The following is a 16,228-nucleotide window of genomic DNA, read 5'->3' as shown; positions in this document are numbered from 1 at the left end:
CGCCGGGATGGTGGGGGCTGGGGTGGTGCACGCTGGCGAGGCCGGTGCGCGCGCCTCGCGGACGCCGAGCGGCGTCGTCGCGTTCGTCGACGCGCTGGGCGAGATCGCGTATCTCACGCGCGACACGGTGCGCAGCCTCGTGCGGCGGCCGCCGAGCTTCGCCGTGATGATCGACCAGCTCGAGAACATCGGGTGGCGCTCGCTCTCGATCGTCAACCTGACGGCGCTCTCCATGGGCATGGTGCTTGCGCTCCAGCTCGGCAACTTCCTCGAGCGTTTCGGCGCCAAGATGTTCGTCTCGCGCATCGTCGGCGTCTCGCTCGTCCGCGAGATGTCGCCGATCCTGACCGCGCTCATGCTCGGCGGCCGCGTCGGTGCCGGCATCACCGCCGAGCTCGGCACCATGGCCGTCACCGAGCAGATCGACGCCATCCGGGCGCTCGGCGCGAGCCCCATCCGCGTGCTCGTAGTGCCCCGGATGCTCGCGGTGATGATCGCGCTGCCGATCCTCACCGTCGTCGCCGACTTCATCGGCGTGCTGGGCGGGCTCTTCATCAGCACGACCGAGCTCCGGGTCTCGAGCGAGTTCTACTGGAACTCGCTGCTCTACGGGATGGTCCTGAACGACGTCTTCTCGGGGCTCGGCAAGTCCCTCTTCTTCGCGTACTTCATCGGCGTCATCGCGTGCCACAACGGGCTGCGCGTGACGGGCGGCGCGGACGGAGTGGGACGAGCCACGACCGGCACCGTCGTCGCCACCTCGATCACGATCCTGGTCGCCGACTTCTTCCTGACCAAGCTCTTCCTTCAGGTGTCATGACCGACGCCCTGATCCGCTGTCACGAGGTGGAGAAGAGCTTCCGGAACAAGGCCGTCCTGCGCGGCGTCACGCTCGAGGTGCGCGGCGGCGAGACGCTCGTGCTGCTGGGCGGGAGCGGCAGCGGCAAGAGCGTGCTCTTGAAGCACCTGAACGGGCTCCTCCGCCCCGACGCGGGCAGCGTCGAGGTCGAAGGCGTGCAGCTGGAAGCCCTCGACGAGGACGCCCTCGTCCCCGTCCGGCGGCACGTGAGCATGCTGTTCCAGCAGAGCGCCCTCTTCGATTCGCTGACGGTCGGCGACAACGTCGCCTTCCCGTTGCGCGAGCACCACATCGTCCCGGAGCCGGAGGTGGCGGCGCGCGTCGCCGCGGCGCTCGCGATGGTCGGCCTCGAACGCACCGAACGCTTGATGCCCTCCGAGCTCTCGGGCGGCATGCGCAAGCGCGCCGCGCTGGCGCGCGCGCTCGCGATCGAACCGAAGGTGCTCCTCTACGACGAGCCGACGACCGGGCTCGACCCCGTCGTGGCCGCGAAGATCAACCATCTGATCCGCGACCTGCAACGGCGCCTCGGGCTCACGTCGGTCGTCGTGACGCACGACCTCGCCAGCGCCTTCTACGTCGCCGACCGCATCGCCTTCCTGTCCGAGGGACGCATCCGCTTCGCGGGAACGCCCGCCGAGGCCCGCGCCGCGACCGACCCGGCGCTGCACGAGTTCCTGACGGCGCAGTAACGTGGCGAAGCAGACCCGAGTCGGCATCCTCGTCGCCGCGGCGCTTCTGATCTTCGGCGTCACGACGTTCCTGCTCGGCCGCCAACAGCACCTGTGGGAGCGCAAGGTCGACTACATCCTCTACTTCACGCGCACGAACGGGCTGCAGAAGGGCGCGCCCGTCAGTCTCTCCGGCCTGCCGATCGGATCGGTCGATCGGCTCCATTTCGCGACCGAGCCGGGGATCAACCGGATCGAGGTGGGCATCCGCGTCGACGCCGACGCCGCGCCCCGCATTCGCACCGACACGCGGGCGACGCTGCGCACGCTCGGGCTGCTGGGCGACAAGTACATCGAGCTGGTCCCCGGCACGCAGTCCGACGCCGTCCCGATCCCGCCCGGCGAAGTCATTCCGTCCGTCGATCCGACCGACTACGAGGCCGTGTTCGGTCAGAGCGGCGACATCGTGACCAACATCGTCGAGGTGACGGCCGCGTTGAAGGACGTGCTCCAGACGATCCAGCGCGGCGAGGGCCTGCTCGGCGCCATGGTGCAGAACCGCGAGTTCGGCAAGGCGACGCTCGAGGACCTCCAGGGCACGCTCGTGAACGTGCGCAGCACGACGCAGAACCTCGATCGGGTGCTGGCACGGGTCGACCGCGGCGAGGGCGTCATCGGACGGCTCCTGCGCGACTCGAAGGAAAGCCGCGACATCATGGCCGGCCTCACCAAGTCCGTGCAGTCGCTCGAGCGACTCACGACCCGGCTCGACAAGGGCCGGGGCGCGGCCATCCGCCTCGTCGAGGACCAGCAGTACGGCGATCGCCTGCTTGCCAAGCTCGATCGAACGGTCGACAACCTCGCCGAGGTGACCACGAAGCTGAACAGCCAGGAGGGGACGCTGGGGAAGCTGATCAACGACCCCTCGCTCTACCGTGACACGCAATCGCTCGTCCGCGAGGTGCGCAGCTCGTGGCTCGTGCGCATGTACGAAGCGATCCGCGGCCTGTGGCCGTCGCCGGCGCCGAGCCCTCCCGCGCCCGCGGAGACGCCATGACGGTGCGCTGCCCGCAGTGCAGCACGCGCTATCGGCTGCCGCCCCGCTCGCGGCTCGGCCGCAACCCCACCTATCGCTGCACGCGCTGCCGTCACGTCTTCGCGCCCGACGAGGAAGCCGAAGCGCCGACGCTCGACGAGCCGGACGACGACCCGATCGTCGACGCCGACGACGAGGACGACGCGCCCGTATTCACCGTGGAATCGGTGGCGCGCGATCCCGAGCTCGAGAAGGAGGAGGAGCCGCGTCGTGCCGCGCATCGCGCACGGAGCGACGTGCCCACCGCCGGATCCCCGGCGCGCTTCGCCGCGCGCGCGGCGCTCGCCGTCCTCATCGTCTATGGCATCGTGTCGATCTACGTCTACACGCATGCGGCGACGGCGCGCGCGCTGCTCGCGTCGATTCCGCTCGTGGGTGGAGAGGTGAGCGAGACGCGGCTCCACCCCGGCCACATCCAGCTCGCGGACGTCCACGGCGAATTCAAGCGCGTGCACGGCGATCGGCTGGTGTTCGTCATCACCGGCACCGCGATCAACAACGCGCCGGTCTCGGTTGCAGGCGTCCAGATCCAGGGCCGCATCAGCGGCAGCGAAGAGCGGCGCCAGGTCGTCTACTGCGGCGCGGCTCCGCAGGACGTCGCCGACCTCGGGATCCGCGAGATCGAGCTGTTGCAGACGCTGAAGCCGCCGGGGGACTGGAACCTGCCGCCCGGCGAGCAGGACCGCTTCCTGGTCGCGTTCGTCGATCCGCCGCTGCCGCTGACGGAGTTCACGGTCGAGGTCGTCTCGGTGCGCGGCGGGACACGGCGTCCCGACGCGTTCGCGACCAGCAGACCGTAGGCGGTCAGCCGTCGGTCAACTGTCGCTCTTGGGCTTCGCCGGCGCGGCCTCGTCGGTCGGCGTGACGTCGATCTCGGGGGGCTCCTTCAAGCCGCGCTTGAACTGCTGCACGCCCTTGCCGAGCGATCCCATGACCTCCGGCAGCCGTCCGGCGCCGAAGACCACGAGCACGATGACGAGCACCACGAGCAACTCGCCGATGCCCAGGCCGAACATGGTTCGATGATAGGGGACGTGGTACGGACTGGCAAGCTCGCGTTGCGGGGCCCGGACCCCCTCCCTATACTCCGCGCTTCCGCATGCTGCGCACCTATCGCGAGGAGTACGAGCGCCTGCTTCCGCTCGTCGAGAAGCCGGGGCGCTATCTCGGAAACGAGCGCGGGGCCATCCGCAAGGACCTGGATCGGGTGGCGATCCGCGTGGCGCTCGCGTTTCCGGAAGTCTACGAGATCGCGCAGTCCCATCTGGGGCTCCAGATCCTCTACGAAATCTTGAACCGGCGACCCGACGTGGCCGCCGAGCGGGCCTACGCGCCGTGGCGGGACCTCGAGGCGATTCTCCGCGCCCGCGGCCTGCCCCTCGTTTCGCTCGAGAACCACCTCGCCCTGCGCGATTTCCACGTCGTCGGGTTCAGCCTCCAGTACGAGCTCACGTACACGAACCTGCTCACGATGCTCGAGCTCGGGGGCATTCCGCCCCGCAGCGTCGATCGCACGACCGACGATCCCGTCGTGATCGCCGGCGGCCCCTGCGCCTTCAATCCCGAGCCGCTGGCGCCGTTCCTCGACGCCGTCGTGCTGGGGGACGGCGAGCAGGCGATCGGCGACGTGGTCGACGTCGTCGCGCGCTGGGATCGTCGCGAGCGGGCGACCCTGCTCGGTGCCCTCGCCGAGGTGCCCGGCTGCTACGTGCCCGCGCTCTTCGAGCCGCGCTACCGGGACGACGGCACGATCGCCGAGGTGATCCCGCGCGATCCCGAGCGCCCGATCGTCCGCAAGCGCATCCTGCCCGACCTCGACGCGTTCCCGCCGCCCTCCGATCCGATCGTCCCCAACATCGGCGTCGTGCACGACCGCGCGAGCGTCGAGGTCATGCGCGGGTGTGTGAAGGGCTGCCGCTTCTGCCAGGCCGGCTACGTCTACCGCCCGTTGCGCGAGCGCAACCCCGAACGGGTCGTCGCCCACACGACGGCGCTCATGGAGCGCACCGGCTACGAGGAGGTGTCGCTTCTCTCACTCTCGACCGGCGACTACAGCGGCGTCAATCCCGTCTTGAAGGCGCTCATGGATCGCCTTGCGCCCGAGCGGGTCGCCGTCTCGCTGCCGTCGACGCGCGTCGACGCGCTCTCGCCCAAGATCCTCGAGCAGATCCGTCGCGTACGGAAGACCGGCTTCACGCTCGCGCCGGAAGCGGGCACGCAACGCCTGCGCGACGTGATCCAGAAGGAGTACCGCGAGGACGAGTTGCTCGCCGCCGCGAAGCTCTTCGCCGATCTCGGCTGGCGCGCACTGAAGCTCTACTTCATGATCGGGCTCCCGAGCGAGACCGAGGAGGACGTGCTCGGCATCGCGCTGCTCGCCGAGCGCGTGAAGCGCGCAGCCGGCGGGCGTCTCAAGGTGACGGCCAGCATCTCCACCTTCTCGCCGAAGCCGCACACCCCCTTCCAGTGGGCCGGCGAGCTGTCGATCGCCGAAACGGAGGCGCGACAGAGCCTGCTGCGACGGGAGCTCGGACGCCGCGGCATCGAGTTCCGCTGGCACGACGCGCGCCTCTCGTGGCTGGAGGGAATCTTCTCGCGCGGCGATCGCCGCCTCGCGAACGTGATCGAGACCGCGCAGCGCCGCGGCGCGCGCTTCGACGGGTGGTCCGACCAGTGCCGCGTCGGCGTCTGGGAGCAGGCGCTCGCCGAGCATGGCGTCGACCCGGCCTTCCACCTCCGCCGGCGGCCGCTCGGCGAGGTGCTGCCGTGGGATCATCTCGACGCGGGGCCCTCGAAGAAGTTCCTGCAGCAGGATCTCGCGCGTGCGGTCGCGGGACAGCTCACGCCGGACTGCTCGGTCGAGCGCTGCACCTACTGCGGCGCCTGCGACTTCGAGGCCGTGCGCAACGTCGACTACCATCCGGCGGGCGCCAAGGGCTCGCTCCATCGCGGCGAGATGGTGTCGCGCTGGGCGGAACTCCTGGTGCCACCCGACGACGCGAACGATCCGCTGCCGGCATGGGAGACGCGCATGTGGCGCGGCATCCGCACGCGGGTCGCCGAGCGACGCGCCGCGAGGATGCCCGTCCCGGCCCGGCCCGCGATCGCCGGCGACGGCCTGTCGCCCGCCGCGCTCGGACCGACGGCGCAAGCGAGCCCCGCGCCCGGCGGCGAGGGCAACGCCGAGGAATGGCTCGGCGCCGTGCCGTCCTCGCTCGCGCCGGCGGCCGCGGCCCTCCCGCCCGTGCAGCGCGTGCGCGTCCGCTATCGCAAGGTGGGACCGGCCCGCTTCATCGCGACGCGCGAGCTGGGAACGATCTTCTTCCGCGCCACGCGCCGCGCCGGGCTTCCGATCGCGTTCTCGAACGGCCATCACCCGCTGCCCCGCATCGGCTTCGGACCCGCCCTGCCGGTGGGCTTCTCGAGCGACGACGAGCTCGTCGACCTGGAGCTGACGACGCGCCTCGAGCCCGCAGCCGTGCTGGCGCTGCTCGCACGCGAGCTGCCCGAGGGCCTCGAGCCCCTCTCGGCGCTCGACGTCGGGCGCGGCACCCCGAGCATCGACCAGAGCGTCATCGCCCTCGACTACGACGTCGACCTCTCGACCCTCGACGTGCCGCCGACGCCGGAGGCGATCGCCTCCGCCGTCGCGCGCTTCCACGCGAGCGACGAGGTTCTCGTCCGCAAGCGCACGCCGCGCGGCGAGCGGCTGGTCGACGCCCGCGGCGCCGTGCTCGGGCTCGCGCAGACGGGGCCGCTCGAGCTGCGCCTCCAGCTCGTGGTCGGGCCGGGGGGCACGCTCAAGCCCGGCATTCTCCTCACCGCGCTGCTCGGGCTGCCCGACGAGATGGTTCCGCTCGTGCGCATCCACAAGCGCGCGACACGACTTCGCGAGCCGGCGCCCGCGCTCGTGCCGGACGCCGCCGCACCTCTGGCGTGACGAAGCAGATCCTCATCAACGCGGCACCGTGGGAGACCCGCGTCGCCGTCCTCGAGGACACGACGCTGGTCGAGCTCCACGTCGAGCGCGGCCGCGACAAGGGCCTCGCGGGCAACGTCTACAAGGGGCGCGTCGTGCGCGTACTGCCGGGCATGCAGGCGGCGTTCGTCGACATCGGCCTCGAGAAGGCGGCGTTCCTCCACGTCTCCGATCTCGTCGGGCCCGATCTCGTGCGCGGTGTCGTCGAGGAAAGCATCGACACCGACGACGTCGAGGTGGAGAGCGCGCCGCGCCGCCGCGTCCAGTATGCGCCCATCGAGGAGCGCCTGACCAAGAACCAGGAGCTCCTGGTCCAGGTCTCGAAGGAGCCGATGGGCACGAAGGGCGCGCGCGTGACGGCGCAGATCTCGCTGCCCGGGCGTCACCTGGTCCACATGCCGGGGACGGATCACGTCGGCATCTCGCGACGCATCGAAGATCCCGAGGAGCGGGAGCGGCTGCGCGACGCCGTCGAGTCCGAGCGCTCGGGACCCGGCGGCTTCATCGTGCGGACGGCGTGTGCCGGCGCGACCAAGCGCGAGATCCGCGACGACGTGCGCTTCCTCACGCGCCTGTGGTCCCACCTCCAGCACGTGGCGGAGGGCGCGACCGCGCCGGCCCTCGTGCACCGCGATCTCGACCTCGTGCTGCGCGTCTTGCGGGACCTGTTCACGCCCGAGGTCGACCGCGTGGTCGTCGACGACGTGGCCGAGCACGCGCGCGTGATCGAGTTCGTCGAGGCGCTGGTGCCGCGCCTCGCCTCGCACGTGCACCTCTACCAGGGGACGACGCCGCTCTTCGAGCAGCACGGCGTCGAGACGAAGATCGCGCGGGCGCTCGATCGGCGGGTGTGGCTCAAGTCGGGCGGCTACCTCGTCTTCGACCAGACCGAGTCGCTGACGACCGTCGACGTGAACACCGGACGCTACGTCGGCAAGAAGGATCAGGAGGAGACGGTGCTGCGCACGAACCTGGAGGCCGCCAAGCAGGTCGTCCAGCAGCTCCGCCTGCGGAACATCGGCGGGATCATCGTGATCGACTTCATCGACATGGAGAAGCCCGCCAACCGCAAGAAGGTGTTCGACGCGCTCCAGGAAGCCGCGAGCACCGACAAGGCCCGCTCGAACGTGCTGCAGATCTCCGAGATGGGCCTCGTCCAGATGACGCGCAAGCGTACGCGCGAGAGCCTGGGACAGCAGCTCCTCGAGCCGTGCCCGCACTGCGATGGGCTCGGCCGGCTGCGCGCGACCGAGACGATCGCGTACGAGGCGCTTCGCCGGGTGCAGCGCGCCGCCGCCGAGCACGAGGGCGGACGGCCGCTCACCCTGACGGTGCACTCGGCCGTCGCCGAGTTCCTGCGCAGCGACGCCGCGGGCCACGTGGAGCAGCTCCGGGCGCGCCTCGGTCGGCCGATCAACGTGGATTCGAGCAGCGACTTCGCGCGCGACGCGATCGACGTCGCCGTGGGCTAGGCGGCCGCAGCGGCGGCCGGCGCGGCGCTCGCGGGCAGCGTCACGACGAACGTCGTCCCCTGTCCGACGGCGCTGGTGCACGAGACCCGTCCACCCAGCAGCTCGACGTACCGGCGCACGATGTAGAGCCCGAGCCCGCAGCCGTCCTGCCGTCGCTGGCTGGGCGCCTGGCGGTATAGATCGAAGATGTGCGGCAGGTGGGCCCCGTCGATGCCGCAGCCGGTGTCGCGCACCGTGAGCACCACGCCCCCGGTCCCCTGGTCGCGGGCGACGTGCACCTCGATGATGCCCCGATCGGTGAACTTGCGGGCGTTGCCGACCAGGTTCGTCACCACCTGCCGGAGCTTTCGGCGATCGGTGACGAGCGTCGGCACCTCTGCGTCGGCGTGCCATCGCTCGACGACGTCGCTCGGACGGCGCAGCAGGCGATCGACGCCCTGGATCTCGTCGAGGAACGCGGGGAGCGCCACGGGCGCCGCGTCGATCTGCACGACGCCGGCCTCGAGCCGCAGGACCGAGAGCGTGTCCTCGACCAGCTCACTCAAGTGCAAGCCGCCCGAGAGCATCCGCTCGAGGATCTCGCCCCGCTCCGCGCGAGGCATGACGTCGCCCTCCTCGAGGCTCTCGAGCAACATCCGGTTGTACCCGAGCAGAATGTTGAGTGGCGTGCGCAGCTCGTGGGACATCATGCCCAGGAACTCGGTCTTCACGCGATCACTCTCGATCAGGCGTTGCGTCAGACCCTCCTGCGCGAGGGCGAAGCGCTCGCGATCGATGGCCTGCCCGATGCGCTGCGCGAAGCTCGTGAGCAGCTGCAGGTCCTCGTCGCGCACCGTGCGTGCCTGCGTGTCGAGGACGCTCACGATGCCGACCACGTCGCCCGAGGCATCGAGGATGGGGACGCCGCAATAGGTGCGGATGCCGGCGGCGACCAGCTCGCGATCCTTCGGGAAGCGGTCGTTGGCATCCGTGAAGATGCACGCGCTCCGCCGCGACCGGACCTCGGAGCACGGCGTGCCCGGCAGGACCCGCCGGCCGTGGCCGATCACCTCGTCCCCGCGGGCCAGGGCCAGGATCTCGGTCTCGTCCCCATCGAGCCGTGCGACCGACGCGATCGGATACTCGAGCAGCGCCCGCAGCGCGCGCACCGTGTGCTCGGCCAGTGCGCCCGGATCGTCGCCGAGCGCCACGGCGAGGCGGTAGAGCTCCTCGAACCGCCGCGCGACCTTGCGCAGCTCGTGCTCGATGCGCCGCCGGTCGCGGACGTCGCGGAGGATCGCCTGGAGCAGGCGTTCGTCGCCGGCCGACACGATCGCGAGCGACGCGTCGACGGGGACGGTCTCGCCGTCGCTCCGGACGATGCCCGCGTTGACGAGCGACACTTCGGCGTTCGGCCGGCGGTCGAGGGCGAACTCGCGCAGCCGCTCCCTCGTCCCGGCATCCACGCAATCGGTGAAAGCCCTGCCGACGAGGTCGCCGCGCGCGCTCGCGAAGAGCCGCTCGGCGCGGGCGCTCACCTCGACGATGTGGCCGTCGTCCGCGTCGACCAGCAGGATGGCATCGCCGGCGCCGTCGAAGAGCGTGCGATAGCGCTCCGAGGAGGCGCGCCGATCGGCGCGCACCTGGTGCGCGGCGGCGTTGAACTCCTGCGCGATGCCGAGCAGCGTCGGGTCGATGCTGCCCGTGACCAGGTGCCCGTCCTCGCCGGCCGCGAGCGCGCGGCAGGCGAACGTCAGCTCGCGCGCGGCACGCTCGTGGCTCTCGTACTGGAGCCACGCGATCGCGACCGCGACCACCGCCGACAGTGCCAGCAGCAGCGCGTACGGCACCGCCGTCGCGTGCTGGGAGCGTCCGAACTCGACCGCGACCGCGAGCGCTGCCACGGGCGGGACCACGGCCGCGAGCACGCGCCACCTCCGTGCGAGAACGTAGGTGTCGTCGACGACCACGCCGTGCTGCAACGTCGCGCGCCGCACGGCGCGACAGGCGGGGCGCACGAGCAGCTCGCCCAGGGTCAAGCTGACGCTCATGTAGAGGCCGGTCGCGATGAGACCGCTCCGAGCGATGACGCCGAAGTTCGGCGACGAGGGACCGGCGCCCCACCACTCGAGCAGCTCGGTACCGAGCACGACGGCGAGGCTGAGCACGCCCGCGTGCAGGACGTTGTACATGGGAAGGCGCGCGATGCCGCGGGCCGCCTCGGCGAGATCGGCCGGCGCGCACGGCCTCGGGTGGCCCGACCCGTCGAGCACGCGATTCACCGCGCGGACGCCCGGGAAGACCGCCGGGATGCCGAGGCCGCCGCCGAGTCCCATGGAGAGCTGGTGGGCGATGGTCGCCCCGAGGAGCAGGACGAAGAACGGGGTGCCGAAGATCCAACCGGAGCCGGTGCGCGCGAAATCGCCGGCGACGAAGATGGCGAGGGCGCCATAGCCCGCCGCAGGCCACCCGGCCGCGCTGGTCGCGAGCGCAGCGCGGCAGGCGAAGGGCACACGAAGATCGAGGCGCACGCGCACGGGCGTCAAAGCAACGCCTATGCCACTAGTCGGGCGGAACGGGGCCAGCCGAGGCCGCCGGCGCAGCGTCACTTTCTCGTCGCGACGTCCCCTGGCGCACCGAGGTGCGCCGCTGCGTCCGTGCTCACTCGAGCTCGGGTTCGCGGCCCAGCCAGTACTTGTGGAACTCGGAGAGGAACGTGAGGGTCGCCATCGAACGCATACGATCGACGTAGACCGTCGCGTCCAGGTGATCGCACTCGTGCTGGACGACCCGCGCGTGGAACCCCTCGGCGACGAACTGTAGCGGCTTTCCGTCGCGTCCGTACGCTTCGACGCGCACGCGCGTGTAGCGCGGGACCTGGCCGCGCAGATCGGGGAGGCTGAGACAGCCCTCCCAGTCCTCCTCCATCTCCTTGGTCGTGGGCGTGATCTTCGGGTTGACGAGGACGGTCAGGGGAACTTCTTCGGCGTCCGGATAGCGCGGGTTACCCTGCACGCCGTAGATCACGATGCGGCGCGACACGTGCACCTGCGGCGCCGCGAGACCCGCGCCGTCGTATTCGCGCATCGTCTCGAGCATGTCGTCGATGAGTCGCTGGATCTCCGGGGCGCCGATGGCCTCCGGCGAGACGGGCTCGGCGACCTTGCGCAGCACGGGGTGCCCGAGCCGCGCAACCTTCAAGATGGCCATATCTTCGTGTCCCAGATCGGACCTGGAGTCGCAAGGGGGGCCGCCGACATGATTTACAGGCGACGGTGACGGGTCTCGCCGACGGCGTCGTCGTGGCCGCGTGGGCCGTGGTGCTCGCGCACGACGCGATACGCGCGGCGCGCGGTCACACCGGTGACGGGCCCGCGCGCCGCGTGGCCGGCGCCGTGCTGCTCGCCGTGCTCGTCGTCACGATCGCCGCGCTCGAGCGGATGGGCGGCGGGCGGCGGCTGACGTCGCCGGTCCTGGCGGTGCTCGGCATGGCCCTCGCCGTCGGGGGCGCCGCGCTGCACGTCGCCGCGCGCCGCACGCTCGGCGCCGCGTGGTCGGCGCGCATCACGCCGTCGGGCCCGGTCCTCGTCGAGGACGGGCCGTTCGGCGTCGTGCGGCACCCGCTCTACCTCGGCATCGGGCTCGTCGCAGTCGGGACGCTCCTCGCGCACCCCTCGATCGCGACGGCGAGCGTGGCGGTCGGCCTCGGCGCCGGACTCGCGGCGAAGATCCCGCGCGAGGAGCGCGCGCTCGCAGCGGCGTTCGGGCCGCGGTGGGATGCCTATCGGGCGCGCGTCCCGTGCGTCGTCCCGCGCTTCAGCTCTGGCAGGCCTTGACGAGCGCGCGACGCTCGGCGGGATCGCCGAGCACGCCGGGGAGCACGTAGAACCCGAGCCGGTCCATCACGCCCGTGTACTTCTTCTTGACGAGGTCGGGCAGCTCGTCGACCGTTCCCTGCACGGCGTAGACCTCGAGCATCTCGTCCGTGATGAGCGACGACATGCCGGTCCAGTCGCCCTTGGCGGCCTTCTCGTTCAAACGGATGCACGTTTCGCCCCACCCGTGCGATTCGAGCACGCCGATGTAGGTGCGCGTGGACGCGTAGAAGGCTATCTGCTGCCGCACGGGCGCCTTGTTGCGCTCGATCTCGTCGCGGCTCTTGCCGGTCACGACGAAGGCGGTCGTCGAAAGGTGGACGTCCTTGCGGGTGCGGCCGGACTTCGCGAGGCCCAGCTCGATGTTGGGCAGGACGACGTCGTGCATGTACTTGATCGAGTGGAACGGGTGCACGAGGAAGCCGTCGCACAGCTCGCCAGCGAGCCGGCAGATGTAGGGATTCACGCCAGCGATGTAGATCGGCACCTTCGGCCACTCGATCGGTCCCGGGCTGAAGAACGGTGTCATCAGGCTGAACTGGTAGAACTTGCCCGCGAATCCAGGCTTCACGCCGTTCTGCCAAACGTCCCAGATGTGGTGGATGAGCTGGATCATCTCGCGCAGACGCGGTCCCGGCGGCAGCCACGCCGTCGAGTAGCGCCGCTCGTTGTGACCTTTCACCTGCGTGCCGAGCCCGAGGACGAAACGCCCGCGCGACGCCGCCTGCAGATCCCACGCGATCTGCGCGTGGACGAGGGGGCTGCGCGGGAACGCGACGGCGATGTTGGTGCCGATCGAGACGCGCTCGGTCGCGGTCGCCGCGATCGCGCAGGCGAGATACGGATCGTGCCCCGCCTCGGCCGTCCACAGGCCGTCGTAGCCCGACGCTTCGGCGTCGCGCGCGGCCTTGGCGACGCCAGCGAGATCGGAGGAGAGGAGCCCCGTGTCGATGCGCATTCCGGGACCCCTACTCGACGCTGACGCGGCCGGTCAACCGCGCGCGAGCGCCTCGATGGCGGTCACGATCGCCTGCGTGCCGAGGGCCCCGTCGCCGCGCGCCTCGACGGCGGCGAGAAGCCGCTGCACGAGGGCAGTGAGCGGGAGCGGCGCGCCCACTTCGGCGGCGGCGGCGATCGCGAGCCGGAGATCCTTTTGCTGGAGCTTCACCATGAATCCCGGCGTGAAGTCGCGTCGCTGCATGCGCGGGCCGAGGTTCGTCCACATCCACGACGACGCCGCGCCGCCGCCGATCGCGTCGATAAGCGCCGCCGGATCGAGACCGGCCCGGGCGCCGAGTTGGATGCCCTCGGCCACGGCCGCGAGCGTCGCCGCGCCGACGACCTGGTTCACGAGCTTCGTCATCTGCCCCTGGCCGGACGCGCCCATGTAGGTCGCCGTCTTGCCGATGGCGGCGAAGATCGGCGCAGCGCGATCGAACGCGTCGCGCCGCCCGCCGACCATGATCGAGAGCGTCCCGTTGATCGCACCCTGCTCTCCGCCGGACACGGGAGCGTCGAGGAAATCGACCTGCAGCGCGGCGGTACGCTCGGCGAGCGCACGCGCTGCGCCTGGTGCGATCGTGCTCATGTCGACGACGAGGAGCCCGGGCTGCGCCGCATCGAGGATGCCATTCGGTCCCGCGACGACAGCCTCGACGTCCGGCGTGTCGGGCACGCAGGTGACGACGGCGTCGGCGCGCGCCGCGACCTCGCGCGGCGAGGCCGCCACCGTCGCGCCCGCTTCGACGAGCGGCGCCACGCGCGCGGGGCTCCGGTTGTGCACCGTGACGGTGTGCCCGGCGCGGAGGAGGTTCCGCGCCATGGGCGCACCCATGATGCCCGTACCGACGAGCCCGACGCGCATGGCGTCGTCGGGTACTAGAACTTGATCTGTGCGTCCAGCTGCACCCGCACCTGCATGCGGTTGTCGAGATCCGGCGGCGGGTCGATCAACGACGTGAAGTAGCTGGTGGCCGTCAGCGTGAGGGGGTCGAAGAGCTGGTAGTCGAGCGCGATGACGGGGCCCTGGACATTCGTGCCGCCGTTGCCGAAGTCGCTGAACGTGAAGGCCGAGATCGCGGCTTCCTGCTGCAGGTACTCGTAGTAGAGCCAGAGATCCCAGTCGCCGGCCTGCTTCGTCTGACCGAAGCGCAGGCCGCCCATGATGCCGTTGGAGTCGTGGTTGACCGCCTGCCAGTTGTGCACGTAGTCGACGTAGAGCTTCAGTGGCTTGCCGGCGACCTCGGGGATCGTCGCTGCCGCCGTGACGTTCGTCTCGTAGTAGCCGCTCTGGTACGCGACCACGTCGCCGTCCGCCATCTTGTAGACCAGGTTGGTGTTGACGAGCGACGAGTTCGTGTTGAGGGCCTGGGCGATGAGGTTGGCGTTGTTCCACCAGTACTGGCCGATGCCGCCTTCCAGAACGACGTCGCCCACGTGGCCCACGGGATTGATCTGTCCGCCGAACATCCAACCGTCGGACCCGTTGCTGACCTCGTTGAACGTCCACTGCTCGCCGTAGATCCTCACCTGATCGAGCCCGCCATACGGGTGGTCGAGGAGCGTCAGGGTCTCGCTGAAGCCTTCCGGCGACAGGTCGTCGTCGAACACCATCTGTCCCACCCGGAAGATCGGGTTCGGGAACTTGCCGCCCGTCATGCTGAAGATGCCGGGGCGCCAGCCGAACGTCTGGCCCGGCGTCACGGTGATATACGCCCAGTCGAGATTCACGTGCTTGCGCGTGAAGTCGCCGGTGAGGGTCTCGTTGGTCGAGATCGGGTCGTCGGGGTTGCCGCTGGCGAGGCGGATGGTCGCCGACAGCTCGTCGCTGTACTTGTACGTGAAGCCCAGCCGGTAGCGGATACGCACGCGGTTGCGCGCCGTGGTCTTCGTGCCTTCTTTGGTCGCCTGGTCGAAGAAGCCCTCGTACCGCAGGCGGAAATCGCCGAAGGGCGTGAACTTGCTCAGCTGTTCGTGCACCTTCGACATCGTGGTCTGCTTCTTCTCGACCGTCTTCGCCTGCTCCTCGGCGCGCTCGGCCTGCTGCTGCGTCGCCGTGCCGACCGCCTTCTGCTGCTTCAGCTCGTTGCGCAGCTGGCGGATCTCCTCCTGCTGGCTGCGGATGAGGCGCTCAAGCGCCTCGAGGCGCTGCTCGGTCGTCATCGCCGCGCGCGCCGGTACACACATCCCCAGAAGCGCCAGCACCGCCAACCCTTGCGCTATACGTTGTCGCATCAGGTCCCCCCTGTTCGGTGGTGGAGGCGCCCTCTTGTCGAACGCGGAGACGAAAGTCGAGTGCCATCACGGCCCCACAACGGCGGGTTCACTGGGATTTCCGCCATCTGTTATCTTTTCGTAACAATGGCCCAAGACTCCCCCCTTTGCCTGGAGGGTCTTCACTGCCGGGTAACCATGTCGTAACAATCCGTCTGGTAGCCTGCGCGCAATGAAGGAGGACGTATGCTGACACGACGTCTCGCGTTGCTCGCGGCCGCCATTCTGATCCTAACGGCCTCCCTGGGAGGCGCCGCGAAGCTCATCAACGGTGCCGGCGCGACCTTTCCCTACCCCATCTACTCCAAGTGGTTCGACGAGTATCGGAAGAAGAACTCCGACGTCCAGATCAACTACCAGTCGATCGGCAGCGGCGGCGGGATCCGCCAGGTGCTCGAGGGGACGGTCGACTTCGGGGCGTCCGACGGCCCCATGACCGACGAGCAGCTCGCGCAGGCGAAGACCCCGATCCTGCACTTTCCGACGGTCCTCGGCGCGGTGGTCGCCACCTACAACGTGGCCGGCGTCGACAAGCTCCGTCTCACGCCGGAAGCGCTCGCGGGCATCTTCCTCGGGAAGATCACCATGTGGAACGACCCCGCGCTCGTCAAGGAGAACCCGGGCGTGGCGCTCCCTGCCCAGCCGATCGTACCCGTTCACCGTTCCGACGGTAGCGGCACGACCTACGTCTTCGTCGACTATCTCTCCAAGGTGAGCCCGGAGTGGTCGAAGAACGTCGGGCGCAGCACGTCGGTCGCCTGGCCGGTTGGTCTCGGCGGGAAGGGGAACGAGGGCGTGACGGGGCTCGTGAAGCAGACGCCGAATGCCATCGGGTACGTCGAGCTGGTCTACGCGGTCCAGAACAAGCTCTCCTACGCCGACATCAAGAATCGGGCCGGCACGTTCGCCTCGCCGACCCTCGAGAGCGTCACGGCCGCTGCCGCCGCAGCGGCGGCGAAGATGCCCAGCGACTTCCGCGTCTCGATCACCGATCCGGATGCCCCCGACGCCTACCCGATCGCGA

The 16,228-nt window shown here is 70.1% G+C and carries 14 protein-coding genes; 8 read left to right on the top strand and 6 right to left on the bottom strand.

What is annotated here, in order from left to right; translation table 11 throughout:
• Nucleotides 1-7 precede the first annotated feature (7 nt).
• Genes VMS22_17565 through VMS22_17550 form a run of 4 tightly spaced genes read left to right on the top strand, consistent with a single transcriptional unit; the run spans nucleotide 8 to nucleotide 3,426 of the window.
• Nucleotides 8-820, top strand: a complete 813-nt coding sequence (locus VMS22_17565; GenBank protein ID HXJ35843.1) for an ABC transporter permease — start codon at nucleotides 8-10, stop codon at nucleotides 818-820.
• On the top strand, nucleotides 817-1,551 hold the full coding sequence (locus VMS22_17560; protein HXJ35842.1) for an ATP-binding cassette domain-containing protein: 735 nt from the start codon (nucleotides 817-819) through the stop codon (nucleotides 1,549-1,551). Before VMS22_17565 ends, VMS22_17560 begins: the two co-directional genes overlap by 4 nt.
• Nucleotide 1,552: 1 nt before the next feature.
• Nucleotides 1,553-2,587 carry an MlaD family protein gene (locus VMS22_17555; GenBank protein HXJ35841.1) on the top strand — a complete coding sequence of 345 codons (1,035 nt, stop codon included), beginning with the start codon at nucleotides 1,553-1,555 and terminating at the stop codon, nucleotides 2,585-2,587.
• Nucleotides 2,584-3,426 carry a zinc-ribbon domain-containing protein gene (locus VMS22_17550; GenBank protein HXJ35840.1) on the top strand — a complete coding sequence of 281 codons (843 nt, stop codon included), beginning with the start codon at nucleotides 2,584-2,586 and terminating at the stop codon, nucleotides 3,424-3,426. Before VMS22_17555 ends, VMS22_17550 begins: the two co-directional genes overlap by 4 nt.
• 15 nt (nucleotides 3,427-3,441) lie before the next feature.
• Here the strand turns inward: VMS22_17550 and tatA are convergent, their stop codons facing one another.
• Nucleotides 3,442-3,642 carry a twin-arginine translocase TatA/TatE family subunit gene (gene tatA / locus VMS22_17545; GenBank protein HXJ35839.1) on the bottom strand — a complete coding sequence of 67 codons (201 nt, stop codon included), beginning with the start codon at nucleotides 3,640-3,642 and terminating at the stop codon, nucleotides 3,442-3,444.
• Nucleotides 3,643-3,725: 83 nt separating this feature from the next.
• Between tatA and VMS22_17540 the strand changes: the two genes are divergently transcribed.
• Together VMS22_17540 and VMS22_17535 are read left to right on the top strand one after the other, a co-directional pair.
• Complete coding sequence (locus VMS22_17540) at nucleotides 3,726-6,566, top strand: TIGR03960 family B12-binding radical SAM protein (protein HXJ35838.1); 2,841 nt, start codon at nucleotides 3,726-3,728, stop codon at nucleotides 6,564-6,566.
• Complete coding sequence (locus tag VMS22_17535; GenBank protein ID HXJ35837.1) at nucleotides 6,563-8,077, top strand: Rne/Rng family ribonuclease; 1,515 nt, start codon at nucleotides 6,563-6,565, stop codon at nucleotides 8,075-8,077. Before VMS22_17540 ends, VMS22_17535 begins: the two co-directional genes overlap by 4 nt.
• On the opposite strand, the gene VMS22_17530 is transcribed toward VMS22_17535, so the two are convergent.
• Together VMS22_17530 and def are read right to left on the bottom strand one after the other, a co-directional pair.
• Nucleotides 8,074-10,593, bottom strand: a complete 2,520-nt coding sequence (locus tag VMS22_17530) for an ATP-binding protein (protein HXJ35836.1) — start codon at nucleotides 10,591-10,593, stop codon at nucleotides 8,074-8,076. The two genes, VMS22_17535 and VMS22_17530, sit on opposite strands and share 4 nt — an antisense overlap.
• Nucleotides 10,594-10,717: 124 nt before the next feature.
• The gene (gene def, locus VMS22_17525) at nucleotides 10,718-11,266 is read right to left on the bottom strand and encodes a peptide deformylase (protein ID HXJ35835.1); all 549 of its coding nucleotides are present in this window, start codon (nucleotides 11,264-11,266) and stop codon (nucleotides 10,718-10,720) included.
• Nucleotides 11,267-11,331: 65 nt separating this feature from the next.
• Between def and VMS22_17520 the strand changes: the two genes are divergently transcribed.
• Nucleotides 11,332-11,892 (top strand): isoprenylcysteine carboxylmethyltransferase family protein, encoded by a 561-nt coding sequence (locus tag VMS22_17520; GenBank protein HXJ35834.1) that lies wholly within the window; start codon nucleotides 11,332-11,334, stop codon nucleotides 11,890-11,892.
• Here VMS22_17520 and VMS22_17515 read toward each other — a convergent pair.
• From VMS22_17515 to VMS22_17505, 3 genes are read right to left on the bottom strand one after another with little or no spacing between them, the layout of a single operon-like run.
• The gene (locus VMS22_17515; GenBank protein HXJ35833.1) at nucleotides 11,873-12,889 is read right to left on the bottom strand and encodes a TIGR03617 family F420-dependent LLM class oxidoreductase; all 1,017 of its coding nucleotides are present in this window, start codon (nucleotides 12,887-12,889) and stop codon (nucleotides 11,873-11,875) included. The genes VMS22_17520 and VMS22_17515 overlap by 20 nt on opposite strands.
• Before the next feature lie 33 nt (nucleotides 12,890-12,922).
• Nucleotides 12,923-13,795, bottom strand: a complete 873-nt coding sequence (locus VMS22_17510; GenBank protein ID HXJ35832.1) for an NAD(P)-dependent oxidoreductase — start codon at nucleotides 13,793-13,795, stop codon at nucleotides 12,923-12,925.
• 14 nt (nucleotides 13,796-13,809) lie between these two features.
• Nucleotides 13,810-15,135, bottom strand: a complete 1,326-nt coding sequence (locus VMS22_17505; protein HXJ35831.1) for a putative porin — start codon at nucleotides 15,133-15,135, stop codon at nucleotides 13,810-13,812.
• Between the two features lie 255 nt (nucleotides 15,136-15,390).
• On the opposite strand from VMS22_17505, the gene pstS reads away from it, so the two are divergent.
• A partial coding sequence (gene pstS, locus VMS22_17500; GenBank protein HXJ35830.1) for a phosphate ABC transporter substrate-binding protein PstS occupies nucleotides 15,391-16,228 on the top strand: 838 nt, incomplete at its 3' end.

This window comes from Candidatus Eisenbacteria bacterium, from assembly GCA_035577985.1.
Taxonomy (GTDB): domain Bacteria; phylum Desulfobacterota; class Binatia; order DP-6; family DP-6; genus DATJZY01.
Note: the sequence above shows the minus strand (reverse complement) of the source record. Positions and strands in the feature narration are given on the sequence as shown.